General features: G+C 63.8%; 19 protein-coding genes. 13 read left to right on the plus strand and 6 right to left on the minus strand.

Features of this window, described 5'->3' with window-relative positions:
• Positions 1-145 precede the first annotated feature (145 nt).
• A complete protein-coding gene (locus tag HY26_RS02330) occupies positions 146-1,135 on the plus strand; it encodes a LysR family transcriptional regulator (protein WP_146740157.1) in 990 nt (329 codons plus the stop codon).
• A gap of 46 nt (positions 1,136-1,181) precedes the next feature.
• Here the strand turns inward: HY26_RS02330 and HY26_RS02335 are convergent, their stop codons facing one another.
• The 3 genes from HY26_RS02335 to HY26_RS02345 all read right to left on the minus strand — a co-directional run bounded on the left by HY26_RS02335 (position 1,182) and on the right by HY26_RS02345 (position 7,789).
• Complete coding sequence (locus HY26_RS02335) at positions 1,182-1,559, minus strand: helix-turn-helix domain-containing protein (RefSeq protein ID WP_139068786.1); 378 nt, start codon at positions 1,557-1,559, stop codon at positions 1,182-1,184.
• 264 nt (positions 1,560-1,823) lie between these two features.
• Positions 1,824-5,942 carry a translocation/assembly module TamB domain-containing protein gene (locus HY26_RS02340; RefSeq protein WP_112072852.1) on the minus strand — a complete coding sequence of 1,373 codons (4,119 nt, stop codon included), beginning with the start codon at positions 5,940-5,942 and terminating at the stop codon, positions 1,824-1,826.
• Entirely contained in the window at positions 5,942-7,789 is a 1,848-nt protein-coding gene (locus HY26_RS02345) for an autotransporter assembly complex family protein (RefSeq protein ID WP_034768134.1), read from the minus strand. Before HY26_RS02345 ends, HY26_RS02340 begins: the two co-directional genes overlap by 1 nt.
• 169 nt (positions 7,790-7,958) lie before the next feature.
• Between HY26_RS02345 and HY26_RS02350 the strand changes: the two genes are divergently transcribed.
• Complete coding sequence (locus HY26_RS02350) at positions 7,959-8,987, plus strand: calcium/sodium antiporter (RefSeq protein ID WP_112072853.1); 1,029 nt, start codon at positions 7,959-7,961, stop codon at positions 8,985-8,987.
• Entirely contained in the window at positions 8,980-9,447 is a 468-nt protein-coding gene (queF, locus tag HY26_RS02355) for a preQ(1) synthase (protein WP_034768138.1), read from the plus strand. The genes HY26_RS02350 and queF overlap by 8 nt, the downstream gene beginning before the upstream one ends.
• Positions 9,448-9,456: 9 nt before the next feature.
• Here queF and HY26_RS02360 read toward each other — a convergent pair whose 3' ends face one another.
• Both HY26_RS02360 and HY26_RS02365 read right to left on the minus strand, forming a co-directional pair.
• Positions 9,457-10,062: a hypothetical protein gene (locus HY26_RS02360; protein ID WP_112072854.1), complete on the minus strand. Its 606-nt coding sequence runs from the start codon at positions 10,060-10,062 to the stop codon at positions 9,457-9,459.
• A gap of 3 nt (positions 10,063-10,065) precedes the next feature.
• Positions 10,066-10,647, minus strand: coding sequence for a nitroreductase (locus tag HY26_RS02365; RefSeq protein WP_065382767.1), 582 nt, complete (start codon positions 10,645-10,647; stop codon positions 10,066-10,068).
• A gap of 170 nt (positions 10,648-10,817) precedes the next feature.
• Here HY26_RS02365 and HY26_RS02370 point away from each other — a divergent pair, with 170 nt between their 5' ends.
• From HY26_RS02370 to HY26_RS02415, 10 genes are all read left to right on the plus strand, one after another.
• Positions 10,818-11,513 (plus strand): TetR/AcrR family transcriptional regulator, encoded by a 696-nt coding sequence (locus tag HY26_RS02370; RefSeq protein WP_034768413.1) that lies wholly within the window; start codon positions 10,818-10,820, stop codon positions 11,511-11,513.
• Complete coding sequence (locus HY26_RS02375; protein WP_034768142.1) at positions 11,513-12,694, plus strand: efflux RND transporter periplasmic adaptor subunit; 1,182 nt, start codon at positions 11,513-11,515, stop codon at positions 12,692-12,694. The genes HY26_RS02370 and HY26_RS02375 overlap by 1 nt, the downstream gene beginning before the upstream one ends.
• Positions 12,695-12,700: 6 nt before the next feature.
• The gene (locus HY26_RS02380) at positions 12,701-15,832 is read left to right on the plus strand and encodes an efflux RND transporter permease subunit (protein WP_034768144.1); all 3,132 of its coding nucleotides are present in this window, start codon (positions 12,701-12,703) and stop codon (positions 15,830-15,832) included.
• Positions 15,833-15,915: 83 nt separating this feature from the next.
• A complete protein-coding gene (gene cysE, locus HY26_RS02385; RefSeq protein ID WP_034768146.1) occupies positions 15,916-16,728 on the plus strand; it encodes a serine O-acetyltransferase in 813 nt (270 codons plus the stop codon).
• A 321-nt stretch (positions 16,729-17,049) separates the two neighbouring features.
• On the plus strand, positions 17,050-18,252 hold the full coding sequence (locus tag HY26_RS02390) for an OmpA family protein (RefSeq protein ID WP_034768148.1): 1,203 nt from the start codon (positions 17,050-17,052) through the stop codon (positions 18,250-18,252).
• Positions 18,253-18,298: 46 nt separating this feature from the next.
• Positions 18,299-20,044 carry a hypothetical protein gene (locus HY26_RS02395; RefSeq protein ID WP_112072855.1) on the plus strand — a complete coding sequence of 582 codons (1,746 nt, stop codon included), beginning with the start codon at positions 18,299-18,301 and terminating at the stop codon, positions 20,042-20,044.
• A gap of 116 nt (positions 20,045-20,160) precedes the next feature.
• Positions 20,161-21,894 carry an SUMF1/EgtB/PvdO family nonheme iron enzyme gene (locus HY26_RS02400; RefSeq protein ID WP_112072856.1) on the plus strand — a complete coding sequence of 578 codons (1,734 nt, stop codon included), beginning with the start codon at positions 20,161-20,163 and terminating at the stop codon, positions 21,892-21,894.
• A complete protein-coding gene (locus HY26_RS02405; RefSeq protein ID WP_034768150.1) occupies positions 21,891-22,298 on the plus strand; it encodes a hypothetical protein in 408 nt (135 codons plus the stop codon). The genes HY26_RS02400 and HY26_RS02405 overlap by 4 nt, the downstream gene beginning before the upstream one ends.
• Entirely contained in the window at positions 22,292-23,677 is a 1,386-nt protein-coding gene (locus HY26_RS02410; RefSeq protein ID WP_034768152.1) for a hypothetical protein, read from the plus strand. The genes HY26_RS02405 and HY26_RS02410 overlap by 7 nt, the downstream gene beginning before the upstream one ends.
• A gap of 69 nt (positions 23,678-23,746) precedes the next feature.
• Positions 23,747-23,956 (plus strand): DUF3126 family protein, encoded by a 210-nt coding sequence (locus HY26_RS02415; protein ID WP_034768154.1) that lies wholly within the window; start codon positions 23,747-23,749, stop codon positions 23,954-23,956.
• Positions 23,957-24,029: 73 nt separating this feature from the next.
• Here HY26_RS02415 and HY26_RS02420 read toward each other — a convergent pair whose 3' ends face one another.
• Entirely contained in the window at positions 24,030-24,458 is a 429-nt protein-coding gene (locus HY26_RS02420; protein WP_034768156.1) for a hypothetical protein, read from the minus strand.
• Position 24,459: the final 1 nt, after the last annotated feature.

Consider the following 24,459-nt stretch of genomic DNA (forward strand, 5'->3'; position numbering starts at 1 on the left):
TCGCGGGTTCGAGTCCTGCAGCCGGCACCATGCGGAGATATATCCGACATCCTGTGGCCAAATATCCTAATGCCTGCGGCAAAGTATTGCGCTGGGGCCATGTTGCCTGTGTAGTCGTCGCTCTGACGCGGGAGAGGTGAGAAGCGTGAGCGAACCGGATGGCATAATAATGACCGAACGGATGGACTGGGATAATATGCGTGTGTTCCGCATCGTTGCGGAACTTGGCAGCATGAATGCAGCAGCGCATCGCCTCCAGGAATCCGCGCCAACGATCGGCCGCAAAATCGACCAGCTGGAAAAGGACCTGAACACGGTCCTGCTCGTGCGCACGACGCGCGGGGTCGAACTGACAGACGCTGGCCGGATCGCGCTCAGCCATATTCACGCCATGGCGGAATCGGTCGGCGAGGTCTTCGAAAACGCAGGGAATCGCGACCGGGACGTGGAGGGCCGCATCGTGCTGGCCACAGGCGACGGCCTCGGGCCGTACTGGATCGCGCCGCGCCTGCCGGAGTTCCAGGCCGCCAATCCGCGTGTCCAGCTACGTCTGAGAGTCGTCGATACCGTGCCGGACCTTCTGGAAGGCGAAGCTGACATCGCAATCCAGTTCACAGAACCGAAATCTCCGGAAATCATCGGCCGGAAGCTGGGCGTTCTTCATTATATGAGTTTCGCGTCCGAGGCTTATCTGGCCGACTATGATGAACTGCCCAACAGCCTGTTCGAATACTACCGCTACAAGACCATCCTTCATGAAGGCTATGTGCACCAGATCGAGCGCTGGGCGCCGCGCGTCGCTGAACTCAAAAAGATGATCGACTACTCGCTGGTCACCAATTCTGCCGCTGCCATGATTGAGGTTTGCGCGCATGGCGGGGGCATTGCGGTGCTGCCGTCCTATATCGGCGAGATCGACAAACGGGTGAAGCCGCTGAACCTGCCGGAAATCGCACCCATCCAGTTCTGGCTGACCTATACCGAACGGGTGCGCCGCCTGCCTCATGGCCAGGCTGTGCTCGATTGGCTGTGGACCATATTCGATGAGCGCCGGGTCGCCTGGTTCCGGGATGCCTTCGTGCATCCGGATCAGGTGAAGTATGGCGCAGAATCGCAAATCGCCCGGACTTTCTAGGCGGACCTGAAAGCCGGACGACCGGATATTCGCGAGCGGGCAGGGATCAGTCTGCCGACAGGGCCTTCAGCACGCGGGCCATGGCGCCGAGCTTTTCGACGGAATTCGCCCGGTTGATCCAGGAGTGGCACTCGTTGCGGGCCTTCTCCAGCGGATCGGGCGCATTGCCCTTGTTGGCATTGGTATCTTCGAACAGGTCTGTGATCTCGACGCGCAGCACATCAGCGACGTTCGACAGCATGCCGGCGCTCAGGCGATTGGTGCCGGTTTCGTATTTCTGCAGCTGCTGATGAGAGATGCCGAGTTCGGATCCGAGTTCGGCAAGTGTCATGTTTCTGTCGAGGCGAAGTTTGCGGATTTTTTCGCCCACCATCTGGTCGATTGCGGTGGGGGCGCGGGATGTAGTCTGTCGGCGAGATGGCACGTCCAATATCCTCAGAAGTTTACGGATTATGGGTTAGCAAACTCTTCTCTCCTAGGGTGTAGAAGCAAATCGAGTGCTTATAACAAATTTGAAACACCACCCTGCCGACGCTATTCGATAGCGAATATTACATTCTTTTGGTTGGTATGCATAGGGACCCTAATCGCCTATAAATTCAGGGATTATTCCTAAGGATATCGATGCGCTACTTTCTGTAGCAATTCTTATAGAAGTTGCTGTCTTGCCGGGGCATTTGGAGGACAATCAATAGTCTCTTTTCCACCGGATAGAGACTTTGCTGTCGCCCGTCGCATTTGTCTCTGACGTAACGGAAATCTGGGGTCTGGGCTTCCACTCGACCTCGACTGAGCTACCTTCGGCCCCTGCAGATTTCAGCTCCAGATAAACGTCATCACTCAGATATTGGCCAACACCAATTTCCGCGCCGCCAGTTTCAGAGGTGCCGATAGAGAATCGGTCGATCCCGAGCGCCGCCTGGAATTCGCTTGCCGGGTCGAATCCGGTGGAGTTTCCCGACAGCCGCGCAATGGTGTTGGCAAGCTGGGCAGCCTCCAGCGCGGACAGGTCCATCGAGGAACGGCCGAACAGCAGCCGGGAGAGGATTTCATCCTGGGGAAGGTCAGGGGAGCTTGAGAGCTCGATCACAGGCTTCACTGGCGAGCCCGTCACATTCACCTGTACATCAAAGTCGTTCACCGACCGTTCGGCGGAGAGATTGATCTGGGCCCTGTTCACAGGGCCATCGAATGTGATGGTTCCAGTGTCGAAGACGAAGGGCCGGCCGGCGAGATCCAGATCGCCTCGGACCAGGGTCGTTGTGCCGTTAAGGCGAGGCGCGGCCGGTGTGCCGGTCAGCTTCAGGTCCGCCCGCCATTCGCTGTCGAGGCCCCGGCCGGTGACATAGACCCGGCGGTCGGCATTGATGTCGATATCCAGCGACAGGGTCCGGCGCAGCCGGCTGGCGTCCGGCTCGGCCGGCGGGTCATCGGTCCAGCGCACATCGAGTGCGTGCGGGCGCGAGGAAGGCAGGTTGTCCAGCGAATAGCGGGCCTGTGTGATCGTTACTTCGCCCGTCAGGCTGCGCGTGACTGCGCTTTCGGCCAGCACAAGCTTGCCGCTGCCCCTTGCGTGATCGCCATCGCGATTGAACAGGAGCAGGTTGCGGAATTCGGCCTCAAGGTCTGTGCCCTCGCCGGCGAGACGGCCATCCAGAGAGAAAGTGCCGCCGCCCGGCGCACCTGCCTTGCCGGTGACGGTGAGCGCTTCGCCGTCATAAGCGGCATCAGCGGTAATGTCTGACAGCTGGAAGCCCATGCTACCCAGTTCATAGGTGCCGTTCCGGAGGCTGGCCTGCGCGTCATAGGCAGGGGCCTCCAGCGTACCGCTGAGGTTTGCGGAAGCGTCGATCTTGCCGCTGACGTCATGGCCATAGGCGAGGGCGGCGGTGCGCAGCACGGCGAGATCGCCGGTCAGGCTGGCCTGGCCTTTCAGGGGAGCCGTCCGGTCCGGCGCAACCAGTTTCCCGGCCTTGGCTGAAACTGGCACGATCGAGCTGCCGCTCAGGACCAGGCGGCCACCATAATCGCTCCTCAGGTCGATGGTGAGGCCGCTGCGGGTCAGCGTCCCGTCGAGGTTCATCATGAAGGAGGAATCGAGTCCCGGCACGTCGCTGGCCGCGACGACATGGATAGTGCCGGACGGGGCCGCGCCGAAGACGCGCAGGTCGCCATGGCCTTCCATGCGGGTGCGATTGGTCGTGGTCTCGAAGAGCGCGAGCACCGGGCTGAGGTCGATGCCGGTTGCGTCAAAGATGAGGCGGGTGTCGTCGCCGCCACCCGTCAGGCCGGCCTTGATGCGGCCGCTGAGCAGGGAAACGTCGGCATCGAGTTCCGGGGTATCGCCAAGCCGCCAATGCGCCGGAGCTGCCGTGTTTATGGGCTCTCCCAGTGCGGTGCCGGAAAGTTCGAACATGCCGGTCGCGGCAGGCGCGCCGAAACTGGCGGATGCGATGAAGGTCAGGTCGGTCGGGTAGGACGGCACGTCGGAGATGAACCGGGCGCGGATGTCATAGCCTTCCGGCGCATTGCGCAGGGTAGCGCTGGCCTTGTCGAAGACCAGTGCGCGGCCGGGGCCGAGGGCGAGGTCCGTGACATTCAGGTCCGCCATCAGCGCGAACGGGTCGGCGCCCTTGCGCTCGAAATGGATGGTGCCCTTGGCCTCGCGGGCGGCGCCGCTGCTCCAGGAAAGGGCCGTGCCGTCGACATTGATATCGCCCGTCAGGTCGCCGGAATCTGCAAGGGATACAGCGCCGGTGAACCTCCCGGGGCCAAGGGTGCCGGTGATGTCTGCGAGCTGCGTGACGCCCTCCGCCCGGAGGAGGTTTGCATTGGCGGACACCGGTTCCCCATCGGCAATGGCGCTGAGTGTGAGCGGGCCGGAAATACGGCCACGGGCGCCCGCCAACTTTGCCGTCAGGGCCAGGTCGTCGACCTGCCGCCCGGCGCCATTTGCGGTGCCGCCGGAGGTGTCGATGTCATAACGAAGGGCGCCTGAGCGGCCACCAAGCCGGACTTGTGCATGACCAAGGGAGACTTCCCAGCCACCTGCGGTGACCGGTGCGGACTGTATCAGTTCGGCCCGCACGTCGCTGTTGCCAGACCATGCCCAATCGCCGGCCGCGGTGACCACGGCCCGCTGGCCGGAGAGCCGCGCAGACGAAATGCCGAGCGAGCCGGACTTCACCTGAAGTGAGGCGTTCAGGGTCGGCGCCGTGCCGGTCAGCTGCAGGAGCGGGTCCGGCAGATCGGCAAGGTCCTTTGCGGCGAGACTGAATTCAATGGCCGGGCGGGCGAGGGCACCGCTCAGCGAGAAGGGACCGCTCAGCTGGCCGCTTGCGCCGCCGGGCAGCGGGTCAAGCGCGGTTGTGAGCGTGCCGGAGAGGTCCAGCCTGCTTTCCGCGAGATCGATCGTGCCAGTGGCGCCGACGCGGCCCTTCGAGAGGGCGGCATCGGTCTGCTCCAGCATGAAACGCTGGGTGGCGCGGTCGTAGCGGCCTTCAGCACGAAGGGCGGTGGTTTCGCCGAACAGCGGTGCTGCAGCACTGATGCGGCCGAGCAAATTTGTGATCTTCAGGTCACCGGTGAAGGCGATGTCCGGTCGGCCGATGGACACTTTCACCGGACCTTCGGCCTGTTCGAACGGGATGGCGTTCTCGCCGCTGACTTTCAGTCCGGCCTTGCCTTGCAGCAGCCAGTCTTTCCGGTCCTTTGCCGCTGTGCCGATGAAGGAGAACTTGCCCGGCTCGCCCAGAATGGGCTGCAGGTCTGTGACCTCGACATCGAGATCCGCCGCCCCGGTCAGCGCCCAGCTGCGTGTATCGACCTTGCCACGAACGGACAGAGTGCCTGCGCGCAAGGAGGTCTCTATGCCGAACGGCGCTTCCCGCAGCCCTGTCGTGCTTTCGAGACGGACGGTGGTGGCATCGCCGACAAGCGAAACGATCTGGCTGCCCAGCATGGGCAAGCGTGTCGCGTCGAGCGTGGCATCGGCGGTGAGGCGCTTGTCCTTGATCTTCAGCGTCGCGGTCGCGGCCGGCTGGTCGCCGATCGTCAGTGTTGCATCGCCTGTGGCGGTGTCAGGCGTGCCAGAGGCCGAAGCTTTCAGCGTCACGCCGGTGGCGTTCTCAAGGCCGATCAGGTTTGCAATCACGCCGCCGGGGGCGCCATTGATGTCTGCGTCCAGGCTGAACGGGCCGGTGGCCTCGCGGCGCAGGTCGATCAGGAACCGGTCTGTGCCTGCGTCGCGCGGGGACGCGTCGAGCTTTGCCGCCAGGGTCCGCCCGGCCTGGTCGTAGCGGCCACTCACGTCGAAGTGCGCCTCCGGCCCGGCGAAACCTTCCTGGAAGGCAAGGTCCGGAATAGTCAGGCTACGGAGCTTGATGCGGATGTCGCTGCCACCGCTACTCGATGGCGGCTGCTTCTCCGTCACCGGGCGGCGGATGAAGTTGAGTTTGCCTGCCGACAGCGCTTTCACATCGACGAGGCCGGAGACGAGCGCCATGGGCGCCCAGTCGACCGAAATGTTCTGCGCGACGACCCAGTCTCCGTTTGCATCGCGTACGGCCAGCCGCCGCAGGTACATCTTGCCGAGCGGGTCGCCCGACAGGCCTTCGGCGTCAATCGTGCCATAGGCGCCCGCCTTGCGGCCATCGATCTGTGAGAGCAGCCAGGCCCGCCCGCCATCGCTGGCGATCCACACGCGTGCCGAGATGACCACGATCACAATGGTCAACAGCAAGGCTGCAGCCGCTGAGAGCCATGGGTGTTTCCGGACCGGGTCGATGAGCGTCTTCAGGGCTGGCATCAGAATGCCTGCCCGATCGAAATGTAGATCTGTACCGGATCGTCGCCGTCGCGCGGACTGATCGGTGTTGCGATGTCGAGCCGGATCGGACCGAAGCCCGGATAGTAGCGCACGCCGACACCGAAGGCGCTGCGCAGGTCACCGAAGACTTCGCCGAAATCGGCTGCGGCAGCGCCGGAGTCGACAAAGGCGACATAACCCCAGCGTTTCGATTTGCGCCAGCGCAGCTCAAGGGACGCATCGAACAGTGCTTCGCCGCCGACATAGTCGCCGTCAGCGTTGGTCGGTGACAGCGACTGGTAGGCATAGCCGCGCACGGTGCCGCCGCCGCCCGCGAAGAACAGGCGGTCTGCCGGTACGTCCGTGTCGCCAAGGAAGCCGCCGGCTTCCACGCGTGCGGCAGCGATCAGGCTATCCGTGAACGAATGGTAGGTCGTCGCGTTGGTGAGGTAGCGGGTATAGACCGCATTCACCGTGCCGGTGGAGATACTGGGCTCAAGCGTCAGGAACAGGCGGTTGCCATCCTGCGGGTCCAGCGCGTTCCTGACGGTATTGTAGGTGCCGCTCAGCGGGGTGGAGAAGGTGACCTGGTCGATCGGGTCGGAGGGGCCAGACCGCGTCAGCTCGTATTCGACCGTGCGGGTTACATCGACATAGGCACCGGCCGAGATGGTGAAATTCTTGTTGAACGGCTGGGACAGGGTCGCGCCGGTTTTCAGGCCGGTCAGGTCGTAGGCGTCGGTTTCTTCCTGACGGGCGCCGATTTCCGCATCCAGCGTCCGGCCGTAGCGGCCGATGTTCGGCAGTTCGTAACTGGCGGTCAGGTGGCGGCTGATATTGGCGACGGCGCCTTCCACGCGCACCGTGTCACCCCGGGCGGTGATATTGCGCTTTTCCCAGAAGGCATCGACCCCGGCGCCCTCGGTCGTGGACAGGGATGCGCCGATACCGATGGAGCGCGGTTTCGCGTCTGCCAGCAAAAGCTCGACGGCGTGGGTGCCATCTGCGTCTGGCGTCTCGGATACTTCAATGCCGATCCCGTCATAGAGGCCGGACGAGCGGAGACGTGTCCTCAGCGTCCGGATTTTCTCCGGCGTGTAATAGTCGCCTGTCTTCCAGGTCTGCATCACGCGGACCGAGGGCGGCCGGGTCGTGATATCGTCCGGCAGGATGAGTTCGCCGAGCTTCACCCGAGGCCCGGGGATCAGCGTATAGGTGATCTCGACACTCGCATCGGTGCGGGAGGCAAGCACGTCGATATCTTCGCTCGCCGCGAAGGCATAGCCGGCCTCTTTCAGGTGGTTCACCAGAACCGTGTCCATCCGCTCGATGGAACTCGTGTGTGCGGGCCCGCCGATCAGCAGGCCCTTCTTCGCGCGTTCGATTTCCGCACCGGTGTCCGAGTCTATCTCGCCGTCGATGGAGACGGTGACCGAGGCGATGCGGAACCGTTTGCCAGGCGTGATCTCGACCTTTGGCGTTGTGGCAGCGGTGTCGATGGGCTGGGGCACCGCGCTGGCGGCAAGGTAGCCTTCGGAGGAGAGGAATTCCTCAATCGTTTCGGCGGCCCGGTCGGCGCGGCGGCGTGCTTCGAGAATGGAGGCGGGCGGCGCCTTGTAGGTTTGCAGAACCGAGTTCGCGCGAGAGGCGAGATTGTCAGGCACACCGTCAAGCGACGCGGGAGCGTAAACCGTGCCGGAGATGCCACCATCCGCGCCGTTTCCGCCCAGCAGCGTGCATGCCGAAAGGGTTCCGGCCAGCGCAAGGCTGGCGGCTCCACGGGCAAGGCCCGCACCCTTCTGACGCGGGCGGGAAGGCATATCACGGCCGGGCATCGATTTAACCATGCGAGTTCTGGACCAAATTCATCGGTATTTCATGAATATGGGAGCTCAGATTGCCTGAATCCTGCATGAACTGCGGTAACTTCCTGTTAGGCCGCTAATGAGTGATACGGAACCATTGTGCGGGACCGCCCGTAAACTATGTTTGTCCGGTTTTCCGAAAGGCCCTTTGATGGACTATCTTCTGGTGCTGGCGGGCCTCGGCCTCCTGATCTTTGGCGGTGAGGGACTTGTCCGCGGATCGGTCGCGGTCGCGCGCAAGCTCAACATCTCGGAACTCGTGATCGGGCTGACCCTGGTTGGCTGCGGCACCTCCATGCCGGAACTGGTGACCAGCCTTCGCGCCATCGATACCGGCGCGGTCGGTATCTCCATCGGCAATGTCATGGGGTCCAACGTCGCGAACATCCTGCTGGTGCTGGGTGCGGCGGCGCTGGTGAAGCCGATCATGACCAATCCCGGCGCGCTGAAGCGGGATGCGGCGGTGGTGATTGTTGCCACGGCGGCGCTGTGCGGGCTGATCTGGCTGGACGCGTTTACCCGGCTCAGCGGGTTCCTGCTGGTCACCGCACTCGTCCTCTACATCATCCTGTCGCTGGTGGCGGACCAGAAGGGCGACACGCCAGAGGCCGAGATGCATGCCGGCGAGGGTGAGATCGTCGAGGCACCCTACGGCATCGTGAAAGGCCTGCTGATCGCGCTGGCGGGGCTGGCGGGCATCGTGTTCGGCGCGCGCTTCATGGTCGACGGCGCTGTGGGCATTGCCCGTGATATTGGGGTCAGCGAAGCGGTGATCGGCATGTCCATCGTCGCCGTCGGCACCAGCCTGCCGGAACTCGCGACCTCGCTGGCGGCGGCCCGCAGCGGCAAGGCGGATGTCGCGCTCGGCAACATCATCGGCTCCAACATCTTCAACATCCTCGGCATCCTGGGCGTGACGGCGCTGATCCACCCGTTCAGCGTGATGCAGAACCATGCCGGGGACATCGCAGGCGAGGCCTTGCAGGCGGGCGGCCATAGCATCGTCAGCTCCACCGATATCGGCGCGCTGGTCCTGTCGCTGTTCTTCCTGTTCCTTTTCGGGATAACCGGGAAGAAGATCGCGCGCTGGGAAGGGGGGCTTCTTCTGGCGGGCTATGCGCTTTACATGGGGCTCCTGTTCAACATCATTCCTGTCCCGGCGCTGCTTCCCAATGTCTGATAATCCGATCTACCAAAACCTCGGCCAGCTCGGCCAACAGACCGCCCAGCCGCAAAGCCCGGAAGAGGCGCAGTTGGAGCGTGTGCAGAACCCGCACACCGGCACACTGTACCTGACGCGCTTCGTGGCGCCGGAATTCACCTCCATCTGCCCGGTCACCGGCCAGCCGGACTTTGCCCATCTCGTGATCGACTATGCGCCAGGCGAGTGGCTGGTGGAGTCCAAGAGCCTGAAGCTCTACCTCACCAGCTTCCGCAATCATGGCGCCTTCCATGAGGACTGCACGGTCTCCATCGGCAAGCGCATCTTCGAGTTTACCGACGCCAAATGGCTGCGCATCAGCGGCTACTGGTATCCGCGCGGCGGTATCCCGATCGACGTGTTCTGGCAGTCGGGTGAAGTGCCGAAGGGGCTCTACGTGCCCGACACCGGCGTCGCGCCATATCGCGGGCGGGGATAGCCCTCTGCTTCAGGAAATCGGGCAGCTCAGGTCGCTCTTCATTTCAAACGGCTGAACAACATTTTTCCGTCCCCGATGGGACGGATAGGACATAGTTCCGATCAGGCAGATCGCTTCGCGTTCATATTCGGCCTGGGCAGGGCCGGGCTGGCATGCTGCTGACAACCCTTCCGGGCGCCCATTGTCGTCGATGTCGAAGCGGACGTCGCACATAACGGCCTCACCACAGGGAATGGGGCCTGCTTTGCGGAGAATGTCCGGCGCATACTGGCCCATGCAGCGGGTCTGCTCGACAATCGCACCGCCTTCCCGGCAGCTGGCCAGCCAGGCGGCACGTTCGATCTCGTAAACATCGCCCGATGCGAAATAGCGTTCGCGATTTTCAGGGCTTTGGGACAGCCAGTCGTTCAGCTTGCTTTCCATGCATTTGTTCCGGCACGTCACAGTCAGTGGTTCGTGCGGATCAGCAGCTACGGCTTCGCGAGACCGGCTGGGTTTGCAGTTCTCGATGAATTCATAGATCTCATCTTTCTGGGTCAGAACGCCCTGCGCTGTGGCTTCCAGTGAGATGGCGAAGGTGCCGATCAGAAGGAGCAGGATGCCACAACGCACCATTCTTCAGCCTTCCCAGCGGGTGATCTTTTCGGCCATGTCGGCGCGGGGGCGTTCCGGCGGGGCCATCGTGGCGGTGCCGAGATAGATGAAGCCGGCGACGCGTTCGCCGTCTTCGAGGCCCAGCAGCTTGCCGGCGTCCGCGTCGAAGGCTGGCCATTCCGACAGCCAGTTGCCCGCCCAGCCGCTCGCATTGGCGGCCAGCAGGAGATTGTAGCAAACCGCCCCGGCGGAGAGTTCCTGCTCCCAGACCGGCGTCCGTCCGTCATTCACCGGCGAAGAAATCACGCACACCACGACCGGCGCGCGCAGCAGCAGTTTGCGGGAATTTTCGACTTCCGGCTCCGGATCGCCGCGGCCGGCGCGGATATCCGCCAGGCCTGCGCCAAAGCGGGCGCGGGCCTCGCCTTCGAACACAACAAAGCGCCACGGGGCGAGCTTGCGGTGGTCCGGCACGCGGGCTGCGATCTGCAACAATTCATCCAGATCTGCGGGCGAGGGGCCGGGCGCACCCATGAACTGCTTGTTGGCCGACCGGCGCAGCGCGAGCATCGCGCGAGCCTCGGCGCTGGGCCTGACAGAAAGCATCGGTTCACCGAGCGGCGGGGCGGGAGGAAACCTTTTCGTCATACGCCGTCCCTACAGTGAACCGATCCGGGCGAAAAGCGGGCTTTCAGACTCTGTGCTTGCCGGGAGGGCGATGGCAGTCTATTTTAGTGAACACTGTTCACTTTTCGAACGTTGATCGTGGCCGCGGCATGGATTCGGACTACACTCTCGAGCAGACTCCCGCGACGCGGCGGCGCAACAAGGTGCGCGAGGCAATCCTCGCCGCTGCCGAGCGCATGTTTGCGAAAGAGGGCGAGAGCGGCCTGTCCATCCGGCGGCTGGCCGAAGAGATCGATTACTCCCCCTCGGCCATCTACAAATATTTCGGTTCCAAGGAAGAGCTGCTGGAGGAGCTGAAGGACAGTTTCTTCGAGCGCCTGCTGGACCAGGTGGACCGCGTGTCTGCCGCCAACATGAATTTCCATGACCGCGCCCGCGCCTGCGTGACGACCTATGTCTCCACGGCGACGGCCCGCCCGCACCATTATGCCGCCGCCTTCTCGTCGATCCCGACGCGGGAGGAGCTGGCGGCGCGCCGGCAGCTCAGCTGGGACGATTTCATCGCCACGCCGAAGGGGCAGGCCTTCAAGATCCTGGTCGATCTGGTGGAAGAGGGGCAGGCGCTTGGCGTGTTTGATCCGGCGCTGGAACCGATCAAGTCAGCCAAGTCGATCTGGGCCTCGTCCCATGGCCTCGCGCTGCTGATGATCCACATGCCCATCCTGCCGGACGTCCAGCCCTGTCCGACCCAAACCGACGGCGACTTCGTCGCGTATCATGCAGACATCGTCATGCGCGGCCTGGCCGTGCCCGCTGACCCTCCGCACAAGAACGGAACACGCTGATGACTCACTCGCACCCTTATGAGGGCAATGAGATCAGGGAGAAGAAGCCAACTGCGCTGAAGGGGCTGGTCTTCCTGCTCCTGTTGATCGGGTTCGGCGCCGGCATGTTCTACGCCGCGACCCGCCTGCGCAGCGCCGAAGGGCCGAAAGTGGCGCATGAGGCCCCGGCACCGCTGACGGTGGCCGTGGTCACCGTGGAGCCGACCAGCGCGTTCGACCTGAAGGAAAGCTATACTGGTCTTGCCGAAGCGCGCCGCACCAGCATGCTGGGTTTTGCGTCCAGCGGGCGAATTGCCGAGATACGTGCCGATGTCGGCGACAAGGTGAAGACAGGCGCTCTGCTGGCAAAGCTCGACACGCGCAGCCTACAGGCGCAGCTCGCCTCGGCGAATGCGCAGGTCGAGGAAGCCCGCGCGGCACATGACCTGGCGCTCAGCACCGTGCAACGCCAGCGCCAGTTGAAACTGCAGGGCCATATCTCGCAACAGAGTGTCGATGAGGCCGAAGCGCAGGCGAACACCGCGCTGGCCCGTGTCGAGGCCGCCAAGGCGCAGGCCGATACGCTCCGCGTCCAGATCGACCTTGCCGCCATCACGGCGCCATTCGATGGCGTCGTGACACAGCGCCTGACCGATGAAGGCGCTATCGCAGCAGCTGGCCAGCCAATCCTTGAGCTGGTCGAGAAGAGCCATCTCGAAGCCCGCCTCGGCCTGCCGGCCGCCAGCGCGGCACTGCTGGAGCCGGGCAAGGAATACACGCTGGTGGCCGACACCGGCGAAGTGACGGCCCGCCTGCGCAATGTGACCGGTGTGATCGATGCCAATCAGCGCACCGTGGGTGCCGTGTTCGATATCGAAAATCCGGACGCTATCGCTGCGGGCGCTGTCGTGCGCTTCGCGCTTGACCGGAGTGTCGGCGAAGCGGGCTTCTGGGTGCCGGTGAAGGCGCTCTCCGCCGCGTCCCGCGGACTATGGACGGTCTATGTGGCAGACCCGTCGGACTCTGGCTGGACGGCGGTGCCGCGCCCGGTCGAAATGGTACACAGCGATGGCGACCGCGCCTATGTGCGCGGACCTATCCAGCCGGGCGCACGGGTGATCGTCGACGGCCTGCAACGCATCACGCCCGGCATGCCGGTGACACCCCGCGAGTCCCAGCGGGCCAATCTCGCAGACGACTGACGAGCCATGGTGAAGGCGCTCAGTCTCTTCTATCGCCTGCCGCGCCTGACGGCGCTGTCGATGCTGATCATGCTGATCGGCGGGCTCGGCGCGATGTTCACGCTGGGGCGGCAGGAAGACCCGACGCTGATCGAACGCTACGGGACTGTTGTGGCGTTCCTGCCCGGCGCAGATGCCGAGCGGATGGAAGCGCTCGTGACCGAGCCGCTGGAGTCGGCGCTGATGGAATTGCCGGAGTTGGAAGAGGTGAACTCTACCTCGCGCGCCGGTGTCTCCCAAATCACCCTGAATGTACGCGAGGATCTGAACGGCACGGAAGTGGACAATGCCTGGACACTGGTCCGCCAGAAGGTAAGCCAGGCGCAGGCACAATTTCCAGCCGGGGTCTCCCAGCCGGAAGTCACGCAGCAATATGTCGGCGCGGCGACGATGGTGATCGGCATAAGATGGGACAGCGAGGAAGACCCGCCCATCGCGGTGATGCGGCGTCTGGCGCTGGACCTGCAGGACCGGTTTGAACGTCTTCCGGGCACGGAACTAACGCAGACTTACGGCCTGCCGTCTGAAGAAGTGCGCGTAGTCATGGATCCTGACGCGCTGGCGGCGACAGGGCTGTCCTTCCGGCAGGCGGCTGCGGCGCTGGCAGCAGGGGACTCCAAGGCCCCGGCCGGGCGCTTGCGGGCGGAAGGCGGCAATGTAGGCTTCCAGATCAGCGGCGAGTTCGACTCGATTTCCCGGGTGCGGTCCGTGCCCATCATTCAAAGAGGCGACGGCACAGCGGTGCGCCTTGGCGACATTGCGGACGTGCGCAAGGGCCTCGCCGACCCGCCGGTGAATATGGCCTTCGAGAACGGGCACCGGGCCATCCTGATCGGCGTCTATATCTCGCCGGGCCAGCGTGTCGACCAGTGGGCGGATACGGCCCACGCGGTCGTTGAGGACTTCGCGCGGAACACGCCGCCGGGCATGACCATCGCCACGATATTCGACCAGAGCACCTACACAAATGCGCGCCTCACCGGCCTTGCGCAGAACCTGCTGATCTCAGCCGGGATCGTGTTTTGCGTCCTGTTCCTGACGATGGGCTGGCGGTCTGCTTTCGTGGTGGGCATGGCCCTGCCGTTGACCGTGGCGCTGGTACTGATCCTGTTCAAGGTGTTTGGGCATCCGCTGCACCAGATGTCGGTGACGGGCCTCGTGATTTCGCTCGGCCTGCTGATCGATAATGCCATCGTCGTGGTGGATGATTTCGACCAGTGGCGCGTGCGTGGCTTGAACCGGCTGGACGCCATCGAGCGCAGCCTGAAGCATCTGGTTGCGCCGCTTGGCGCCTCGACCCTGACGACGGCGCTGGCCTTTGCGCCGATCGCCATGCTGCCCGGCCCGGCAGGGGAATTCATCGGCATGATCGGTCTGTCGGTCGTCTTCGCCATATGCTCCTCCTTCCTCATTTCGATGACGGTGATCCCGGCCATGGCGGGCTGGTTCGACCGGACGCGCGGCTGGGAACGCGGCGAGGCAACCCGCCCGCGCCGCTGGTGGCGGGACGGCATCACGTTCGACTTCATCTCCGACGGTTACCGCGCGACGGTGGAGGCCGTGCTGCGCTTCCCGCCGCTCGGCATTGTGCTGGGCATCGCCCCGGCGATCCTCGGCTTCTGGCTGGCTGGCCAGTTGCCAAACCAGTTCTTCCCCCAGACCGAGCGCGACCAGTTCCAGCTGACCCTGGAGCTGCCGCCCGAAGCGAGCCTGGCCGATACCGAAGCGGCGACCCGTCGGGCGACCGAACTGATTCAGTCCATCGAAGGTGTGAAGGATGTGACCTGGGTGCTCGGGGAACCCGCGCCGCGGGTCTATTACAATGCCATCAATAATACGCGCGGGGTTGAGGGGCTGGCCTCCGGGTGGGTGCAGCTGGACAACAATCTCCGTACACGCCAGATCGTGGCCGATGTGCAGCAGCTGGTGCGCGCTGAATTCCCGTCCGCGCGTTTCCTGGCGCTGCCCTACGAGCAGGGCCCGCCTGCCGATGCGCCTGTGGAGTTCCGGATTCTCGGCGACGACTTCGAAACGCTGAACCGGCTTGGAAACGAGACGCGCGCTGTTCTCGCGCAGACACCGGGTGTGACCTACACGGTCGCCTCCCTGCAGCTTGGCGCGCCGACCATGAAGCTCGATGCGGACGAGACGGCTGCGGCTCTGACGGGTGAGCGTCTGACAGACCTCGCGGCAGACCTGAATGCCGAACTGGAAGGCGTGCGGGCGGGCTCCGTTCTGGAAGGTACGGAGGAGCTGCCCGTCGTGGTGATTGCGCCGGACAGCCGGCGGCGGGAATTGTCGAACCTGCGCTCGGCAACGGTCGGGTCGGGCTCCAGCGGTACGCCGCTGTCTGCCCTCGGGCAGTTGTCGCTCGATCCGGAGACGGCGGTCATCACCCGCTGGGATGGCCAGCGGATGAACCAGATCCTCGCTTATCTCGAACCCTACACGATCCCGGCGCCCGTGCTGGCCGACTACCAGGCGCGCCTTGAGGCGACTGGCTTCACTGTTCCGGCGGGCTACAGCGTCGTCATCGGCGGCGAGGCGGAGAATTCGGCCGAGGCCGTGACGGACCTTGCCAGCGTGGGCGTGCCGCTGATCCTGGTCATGGCCGGGGCGATCATGCTGGTGTTCAATTCCTTCCGGATGATGGTGTTGATCCTGTCGACGGGGTTCCTGTCCATCGGGCTCGCTTTCTTCGGCGTCTGGCTGTTCAACCTGCCTATGGGCTTCAACGCCATTGTCGGCAGCCTTGGCCTGCTCGGCATTTCCATCAACGCGTCGATCGTGGTGCTCAGCTTGCTGCGGGCCGATCCATGGGCGATGGCCGATGATGTCGTCCGCCAGCGGGAGATCGTCGTGGACGCCACCCGTCACATCGTGGCGACGACGCTGACGACAATGGGCGGTTTCATTCCGATCCTCTTGTCGGGGGACAATTTCTGGCTGCCGCTGGCGGCGGGAATCTCCGGCGGCGTGGCCGGATCGGCACTGCTGTCGCTTTATTTCACGCCGGCCATCTTCCGGATCATGACCTACAAGCCCGTGCGCCGCCTGTTTGGCTATCGTCCTGCCATTCCGGAGACATCCGGCGAATAACCCAATTGTGAGCGCGCCGGGGCTTGATGCCTGCGGCAAGCTGCCCCATGTGAGCTTCACACCCTGAGCAAGAGGGAACGAGAATGCCAGAAAATCCCGACATCGGCGCACCGCCGCCCGCATGGAAGCGCCTGCGCTTTGAAGCTGCTGCTGCCGCTGCAGATGAGCCGTCGCTGGCCGGCTATATCAATGCCGCGATCCTGGCCCACGATTCCCTCTGCGATGCGCTGGCCTATCACCTGGCTGAGAAGATCGGCGACTCGACCATCGGCACCCAACAGGTGCGGGATATCCTGTCGGATGCCTGCGAGTCCCACGACGAACTCGTCGAAAAGGCGGAGGCCGACATGATGGCCGTTCTGGAGCGCGACCCGGCCTGCCGCGGCCTGCTTCAGCCCTTCCTGTTTTTCAAAGGCTTCCAGGCCCTTCAGACCCACCGCATTGCCAATGTGCTGTGGCGCGAAGGCCGCGAGACGCTGGCCTTCCATTTCCAGTCCCGGGCGTCCGAACTGTTCGGCGTCGACATCCACCCGGCCGCACGGATCGGCAAGGGTGTCATGCTGGACCATGCGACAGATATCACCATCGGTGAAACGACCGTCGTCGGCGATGGCTGCTCGATCCTGCAGGGCGTGACCCTGGGCGGTACCGGTAAGGAAGTCGGCGACCGTCACCCGAAGATCGGGCGCGGCGTGCTGGTGTCCGTTGGCGCGAAAGTGCTGGGCAATATCCATGTTGGCGACGAGGCCAAGGTCGCCGCAGGTTCGGTCGTCCTGAAGGATGTGCCGGCGCACTGCACGGTTGCGGGTGTCCCGGCGAAGATCGTTTCCGGCCCTTCCTGCTGCCAGCCGGCCAAGACGATGGACCAGTCGCTGCCCGATTCTGCAGAGAACTAATCCGTTCTGACCGGACATCCGTTCCCGGAAGTCTGGTCGTGACTCTCCCTCGGCGGTCCGCTGATTCCGCCTCTGCGGCGGGACCATAACCAATTCGCAGGTCGGCCGTTGCTTTCACCGGTCATTTCCCGCCCGGCGAGACTGCCGGAGCGGGAATTCGTGCGCCGCACGAACCCGGCGCCCCTGAAGCCGCTTTTCTGCACGGCTGACGCGTCCGCTATGGATGCACAATGTTGTTGCCCCGAAACGTTTCGACTAAACTTCGGCGGCTAATGCGTTCGCATTCCATGAGAATTTTCCGCGTCAGAAGGAGGCGGCCGGGTGAGCTTTGAGACCGTCGACGGGGAAGAGGGCGAGCGCGTTGTGCGCATGCGCCGGCTTGTCCGCCGGGAGGGTCACCTGCCGTTTGTACCGTTCGGGTTGATCCCGCTGGCCGGACTGGGCCTGTTGTTCCTGATCGCGCTGGTGCCGTTTGCCTTGGGCGTACAGGGCGCGACCAAGCGCGCCGTGACCGAGGCGCTGGCCGCGAATGGCGTGGACTGGGCGCAGACGTCCGTCAGCGGACAGTCTGTCACCATTACCGGAGCGGCGGCATCCGGCGCCGAAGCGCACAAGGCCCGGATGATCGCGAAGCGCGCCGTCTCGGCGACGCCGTTTGGCCTGGCCCGCCCGGCGACGCGCGTGACCGTTCCGCAGGGGCCCTACACCAACCAGCCAAGTGCAGAAGATGTTGAGGCGCCGCATCCCGCTGCACCGCTTCAGGATGTGACCGACGAAGCCATCGCGGCGCCTTCCTGGACCTTCACCCTGACCCACGGCGTCCTCACCCTGAACGGCACGATGCCGGACCAGGACACGAAGGACACGGTTGTCCGGCACGCCTTTGACAAGATTTACCCGCCCCGCATCACGGGCGTGAACGACTATCTCGACATTGCCGGCCTCGTGCCGCCGGAGGGCTATGTCGAAGTGGCGCTGCGCGGCGTGAACACAATCACCCAATGCGACACGGGCCAGGCCGGATTCGAACGCGGGCGATTCAACCTGCGCTGCGAACTGCCGGACACCGAAGCCGACGACGTGCGCAATGCCGCTGTTGCCTCCATGCCATTGGGCACGATTGGCAAGATCGATATCCTGCCGCACGAAGCGGTCGTCAGCTGTGAGGCGGAACTGACCGATTTACTGAAGGAGGCTCGGATCGAGTTCGACTCTTCCAGTGCCGTCATCGACGCCTCCAGCAATGACCTGCTGGATGCCGTCGCGGCGGCGGTAAAGAAATGCCCCGGCACACTCCGCATCGGAGGGCACACCGATTCCACCGGTCCGGACGACGAGAACGAAACCCTCAGCCGCAACCGGGCGCTCGCCGTGCGCAATGCGCTGGTCGCCCGCGGTGTCGACCATCAGCGCCTGATCGCAGAGGGGTATGGTGCGGCCCAGCCGGTATCCTCAAACACAACGCCGGAGGGGCGCGCGCGCAACCGCCGGATCGAGATCCGCGTCGTGCGGGCGTCCGAATGAAGTTTAACCCAACAGGGGGCTGCGGCCCCTGATACGAGTAAAATCCATGCTGTTCCTGCTGCTCCAGATTTTCCTGCTGATGGTCCTCGCCGCCGCGTGCGGGGCGGGCCTTGCGTGGTGGTGGTTCCGCCGGAACTTCGAGGACGTCACCGTCTATCACGAGGAACTGCTGACCGGCGCTGAGCGCGCCAAGGACCAGCCACCGCCGGTAACGAAGGAAGAGCTGAAGGAGAGCCTTGCCAGCCTGGCCCCGCCGGACCTGTCGCCCCTGCATGAACGCCTGGCAAAGATTGAAAGCGCGCTGTCGCTGACCGGTGGTGCCGGCCTTGGTGCGATCAATGACCGGTTCACCGAAACGCGCGGCCTGCTCAGCCGGATGGAAACCCTGATGCAACAGCCGGACGAAGCGCTGGAAGGCGTGCTGGGCCGCCTGTCTGATATCGAAAGCTCGCTCCTGTCTGTCTCCAATGAAGTGGCCAGCCTGCAGAATGCCGATCTCGATCCGCTTGAAATCCGCTTGGTTCAACTGGAAGAGCTTATCCGTGGCCAGACCATGCCGGAGGTCGATCTCGGCCCGGTGCATTCCGGTCTCACGCGGCTGGAGCTGGCCATCGAGAACATGGAGTTCCCGGATGTAGACTTCGAGCCGGTGCGCACGCACATGGCGGCCATGGAAGCGCGGCTCGCCGAGTTTGCCGACCGGATCGATACGGCCCGCAAGGCCGACATCGAAGAGCTGATGATCCGCATGTCGACGCTTTCCTCCTCGCTGGCGGGCCTGCGTGTGCCGGATCTCGACTCGGTGAAGGAGCGCCTGTCGAAGATCGAGGATGCGGTCGCCAACATCGAGTTGCCGGAGATGGACTTCACGCCGCTGGTCAACGAGTTCCGCAATATCGAAGGCATGCTGCGGGCGCCGTCCGAAGACATGCGTGTCATGCACACCAAGCTCGCCGATATCGAAGGCGGCAGTGCGTCGCTGCACTCCAAACTGTCCGGCGTGGAGCATACCGTGGCGATGCTGGCCCGGTCGGGTGTGGACCTGACGCCGGTGCAGACGCGCCTGTCGAATGTCGAATCCGCGCTCGCCTCGTTGCGGGTCGAGCTGCAGTCGCTGCCGGACTTCGGCCCGATGGAGCGCCGTCTTGCAGCCTTGCAGGATTCCATGCTGGCGATGCGCGAGCCGGACCTGTCGCCGGTGCTTTCGTCCATGCGCAAGCTGGATGCCCGGCTCGACATGGGCGTGGTCGACAGCCGTCTGGCCAATATCGAGTATACGCTGGCCGCCCTGAACCACATCCTGCGTGCAAGGGATTTCAGTCATCTGCGCGGGGAGGGCGAGTATGTCTACCGCCAGCCTGTCGCATCGCCGCCGCGGCCGGAAACGTCCGCCTTCGCCAAGATCGACCAGGTGTTTCCCAAAGCCCCGCCGCCGCAACGCCCGGCCGAGCCGGAACCAGAGCCAGAGCCGGAGGTGAAGCCGGAAAGCACGGCCCACCCGCTGGAAATCGCGCTCCGGCCCGGTGACAAGGCCAATCTGCTGATCGAGCCTGCCTTCGGGAACGAGGACGATCTGGAAGTGATAAACGGCATTGGACCGATGCTGGGGGAACTGCTGAACGAGATCGGCGTCTATTATTTCTGGCAGATTGCCGAGTGGGGCCCGGCGGAGATCGAATGGGTCGACAACAAGCTGGAGCATTTCAAGGGCCGGATCGAGCGGGATGAATGGGTCAGCCAGGCCAAGGAGCTGGCCAAACTGCCGACGTCTGCGAAGCATCCGGCCAGCTGATCAACTCTGCCTGAGCGGTCCATATCTTCCCCTTTTCCCCTCCGCCGAATTGCGGTTAAGCTGAGTTCCAGTGCTGGGGATGACGGTGACGATCTCAAGGGAAGGGGACACGTGCCATGCTTCGCCTATTCCTGCTTGGAATTGCAGGTTTTTTTGTCGTGCTGGCCTCCGAGGCCCAAGCGGTCCAGCCTGCGCGCTATGCGCTGGTGATTGGGAATTCTGACTATCAGCAACGGGGATGGCAGCTGGCCAATCCCGCAAATGATGCCCGCCTGATGGCTGAATCCCTCGCCGACGTCGGCTTTGAGGTTGATCTCGTCCTGAATGCCGGGGAAGACCGGATGGAGGAGGCGTTCGCCGCCCATGGCGCGCGCCTGAAGGCCGGTGGCAACAAGGCCGTGGGCCTGATCTATTATGCCGGGCACGGCGTGCAGTCTCAGGGCCTGAACTATCTCGTGCCGGTGGATGCCAATGCCCGGTCTGAACAGGACATCTGGCGCCAGGCGCCGCGCCTCGGCGATGCGCTGCGCTATGTCGAGGATGCGGGCAATGCGGTAAACTTCGTGATCCTGGATGCCTGCCGGGACAATCCGCTGCCAAGTGCAACGCGCAGTGCAGCGGGCGGACTGGCCGAGGTGAAACCCGCCCGCGGCCTGCTGATCTCCTATTCTACGGCGCCCGGTTACGTCGCCTATGACGGCGACGGTACGAATTCCGCCTTCGCGCTCGCTTTGGCGCAGACGCTGAAACAGCAGAACCTGATCGCCGAACAAGTGTTCAAGCGCGTCGCGGACAGCGTCAATGCGGCGACCGGCGGGCTGCAGACCCCGTTCTATAATTCCGGCCTGACCGGCGCAGACTTTTGCTTCGCAGGCTGCAGCGGTGCCTCCGCCTCTGCGCCCACGGAGATTTCGGATACGGTGCTCTCGACGCGCCTTCCAGCCGGAACACGGTCGATGGCATCGACCAGCGAGGCGCCCGTGCCAGGTCCGGCGGCTTCGCCCGCGGCGGGCGCGGTCTCTGGCCTTTTGCGACAAGGTGCTTTCGCGGCGGCGGCCAATGGCGGCCCGGTCGAGGCGCGCAAGTTCAGGGATTGCACGGACTGCCCGCAGATGGTTGCGATTCCGGCAGGCACATTCCTTATGGGCTCGCCTGAGAGCGAGCCGGAGCGCAAGGACACCGAAGGCCCGCAATGGGAACCGCAGGTCGGCCTCTTTGCAGCCTCCGAAAAGGAAATCAGCTGGGCTGATCTCGACGACTGCATCGCCGCAGGTGGCTGCGCCGGGAATGAGGCGAAAGCTGAAACCCGGTCTGACCGCTGGAAACGCGGCGCCATGCCCGCCATCAACATCACCTGGTGGGAAGCGATGGACTATGTCCGCTGGCTGAACGAAAAGGTGGAGGGCGAGCCCTATCGCCTGCTGAACGAGTCGGAGTGGGAATATGCCGCCCGCGCGGGTACGACGACAGCGTTCAGCACCGGCGACTATCTCACCGATAAGGATGCAAACTTCAATGCCGGCGGGCGCCAGTACAATGGCGGGCCGAAAGGGAAATGGCCGCGCCAGCCGATGCCGGTCGGGTCATATCCGCCGAATGCGTTTGGCCTGTATGACATGCATGGCAATGCCGCTGAATGGGTCGCCGATTGCTGGAGCCACGATTATATGGGCCGCATCGGCAAGGCGGAGGCTGAACCGGGCGCGGAGAAATGCTCGCGCTCGGTGCGGGGCGGTAGCTGGGAGAAGATTCCGTCCTATGTCCGCTCTGCCGTGCGGGACGCGTTCCCGCCGGGCGGGCGGGACGATGCCATAGGCTTCCGTGTGGCGAGGGATCCTGATCCGTCATGATCCAGTCCATCAGCCCCCTGATCAGCCATCACCGGGACCAGCTGAAAGCCGAGTCCCGGTTGAACCGGACACTCCTGATCGGGGCGATGCTGGCGGCACTGGCGGCGTTCAGCGTGTTCCTGCTGACCCTGTTCGGGCAATATCCGCTGCCAGTCGGCGAGCGCATCTTTTCCGGCAATCCGGAACGGATTCTCGGCGCATCGAACTTTTTTGTGGCCACCGCCATCGGTGCAGCCCTCAGGATGTGGCGGATGCGTCAGACGCGGATCAAGCTGCTGATCGCGGAGGCGTTCCTGCGGGAAAATGAAGACGAGACGGGCCTGCGCCTGCTGCTGGAGCCGATGTTCGGACCGGATGTCTGGCGCGGGACGAAGCTGAACGATTCAGGGGGAACGGAGTGGTGAGCACGGAAAACGAGACAAGCCGGTCGCCGGTCACATCGCTGGACCTGCTGATGGAGCTGCAGGGCGAGCAGCAGTCTTTCCGCTTCCTCGTGCGTGCCCTGGCGGCCTTGCTGGCAACGGCTGCGGTGATCGCAGTGGGCAGCGTGATCTATTTCTATTTCGAGCTTCAGGGCCTGCGCGCGGAATATGCCCGGCAGGCACAGCTGAATCAGGTGAACCTGCGCATTGTGGCAGGCGAAGCAAGCCGGCAGAGGGAGTCCACACAGGCGCAGCTGGTTGCCATTCGTGAAGAGAACGAGGCCGCCCGCCGGCAGGCCGAGCTGTCGCGGGAGCTGCAACAGGCCGGCTCACCAGGGCAAATCGCCTCCTACAAGGACCGCGCCGTGTCCATCGCGCGGGGGCACATTCTCGGCAAGACGATGAACGAGGTGACCTCGCAAGTCGTCGCCATGGTGCTGCGCGCGGATCAGGCAGGCAGCGTCAGCCTGCTGACAAATGGCGAGCGCGTCCTGATGCAGGCGGCGCTGGACGATTGGGGCGGGCAGGTCGAATCCGCCACAGTGCGAAGCGAGTTCCAGACCCTGCTGGATGACAGTTCAAGTCTGACCGATCAGGGCGTCGGCGCAGCGGGTCTTGCCATGCTGGAATACCGCAAGGCGAACGGGAACTCCCTTGGCTGGAACCGGGGCTGTTCCACGGTCGTCGACTATGTGAACCAGGCCGCTGCGCGGGGCCTGAACGAGCCGATGCTGCTGCTCTGGAAGGGGCAATGCCTGCGCAAGCGCGGCGATGCCTTGCTGGCCTATGAAGCCTTCAGCCAGGCAGCGAAGCTGATGGAATCCGACCCTGAGGATATCACGCTGGAACAATCCCAGATGGCGCATCATGGCGTGGGCACCACGCTGATCGCCTTAGCCGCGCAGTCGCAATTGCCGGAAGGCCAGGACAAGAATGTCGCCCTTCAGGAGGCCCTGTCGGAACTGCGCACAGCGGCCAAGATAAGGGCCGATCGCGGCTCCACCCGCGTTGGCGTGGCGTATACGGAAGAAAACATGGGTTTCATCTATATCCTTGAGGAAGACTGGCCAGCCGCGCTGTCTCATACCGAGAGCATCGACAACATCCTGCCACTGGCCTGGAACCTGACGGTGCGTAACATCGCGGCGCGCGAAAACGAACAGGCGCTGAAGCGGGGCGGTGCCAGCCGCGAGGCTGTTCAGGAAATGCGGCGTATCCAGAATGATACGGCCATGGTTCTGTCCCTGATGGACTGCGGCCAGATCGACAAGGCAGAGCTGATGCGCCTGCTGCCGCAGACCTATTCTGACGAAGTCGATGAGCTTGCGGCGCATTGCCTTGTGGAATCGGGCGGAATTTGATGCAGCCTTGCTGTTGAACCCATAGAGAAACCAACTAGGTTGCGCCTCGCGAAGAAAAGGACACTTATAATGACCCGCGAAGAAACGCTCCGCCTCGAAGCCTATCTCAAAGAAAAGCTGAATCCCGGCCTGCGCCTGCTGCCGCGCGACAAGACGGACGATTCTGTCGAAGTCTATCTCGGCGCCGAGTTCCTGGCCGTCGTCTATAAGGACGTCGACGAGGGCGAGACCTCCTACCAGTTCCAGATGACCGTGCTGGAAGAAGACATCAACGGCTAAGCCGTCGCGGGACCGTCCCGTCGGTGGAACGGTCCCGTTTCAGGCTGGTTTGACCGGCCAGTGTGCGGCCTGCCTAATAAGGCAGGGCGCGTATGTCCGGCTCGACCCATTCGCGCCGGGCTTTCACGCTGAACAGCGTGTCCCGCCGCCAATACTCGAAAACCCAGTCCGGCTTTCCGCAGGGGCCGGCCAGCAGGCCGGTCAGGACGGTGTGCAGCGGCGAACCTTCGGGCGCAGCGCGATAGGCGTGTTCGGCCGCTTTCAGCGAGGCGATGGTGATCGTTTCGTGATAGCCTTCGGTATCGGTATTCCGGCCACCCACGGATTCATTGTAGCTGCGGATCATGCCGGGCATGCCGCGATATGCGGCGGCGGCGTCCTCCGCGATCAGGCCAAGGGCGGCGGCCCAATGCGCGGCATGGGTCCATTTTTCCTTCGGCAGTGTCCGGTTGCGGAAGCCATCCAGCAAGTCGGCTATATCGGTATCGGTTTCAAAACTCATC

The organism is Hyphomonas sp. GM-8P (genome assembly GCF_003263315.1).
Classification (GTDB): Bacteria; Pseudomonadota; Alphaproteobacteria; order Caulobacterales; family Hyphomonadaceae; genus Hyphomonas.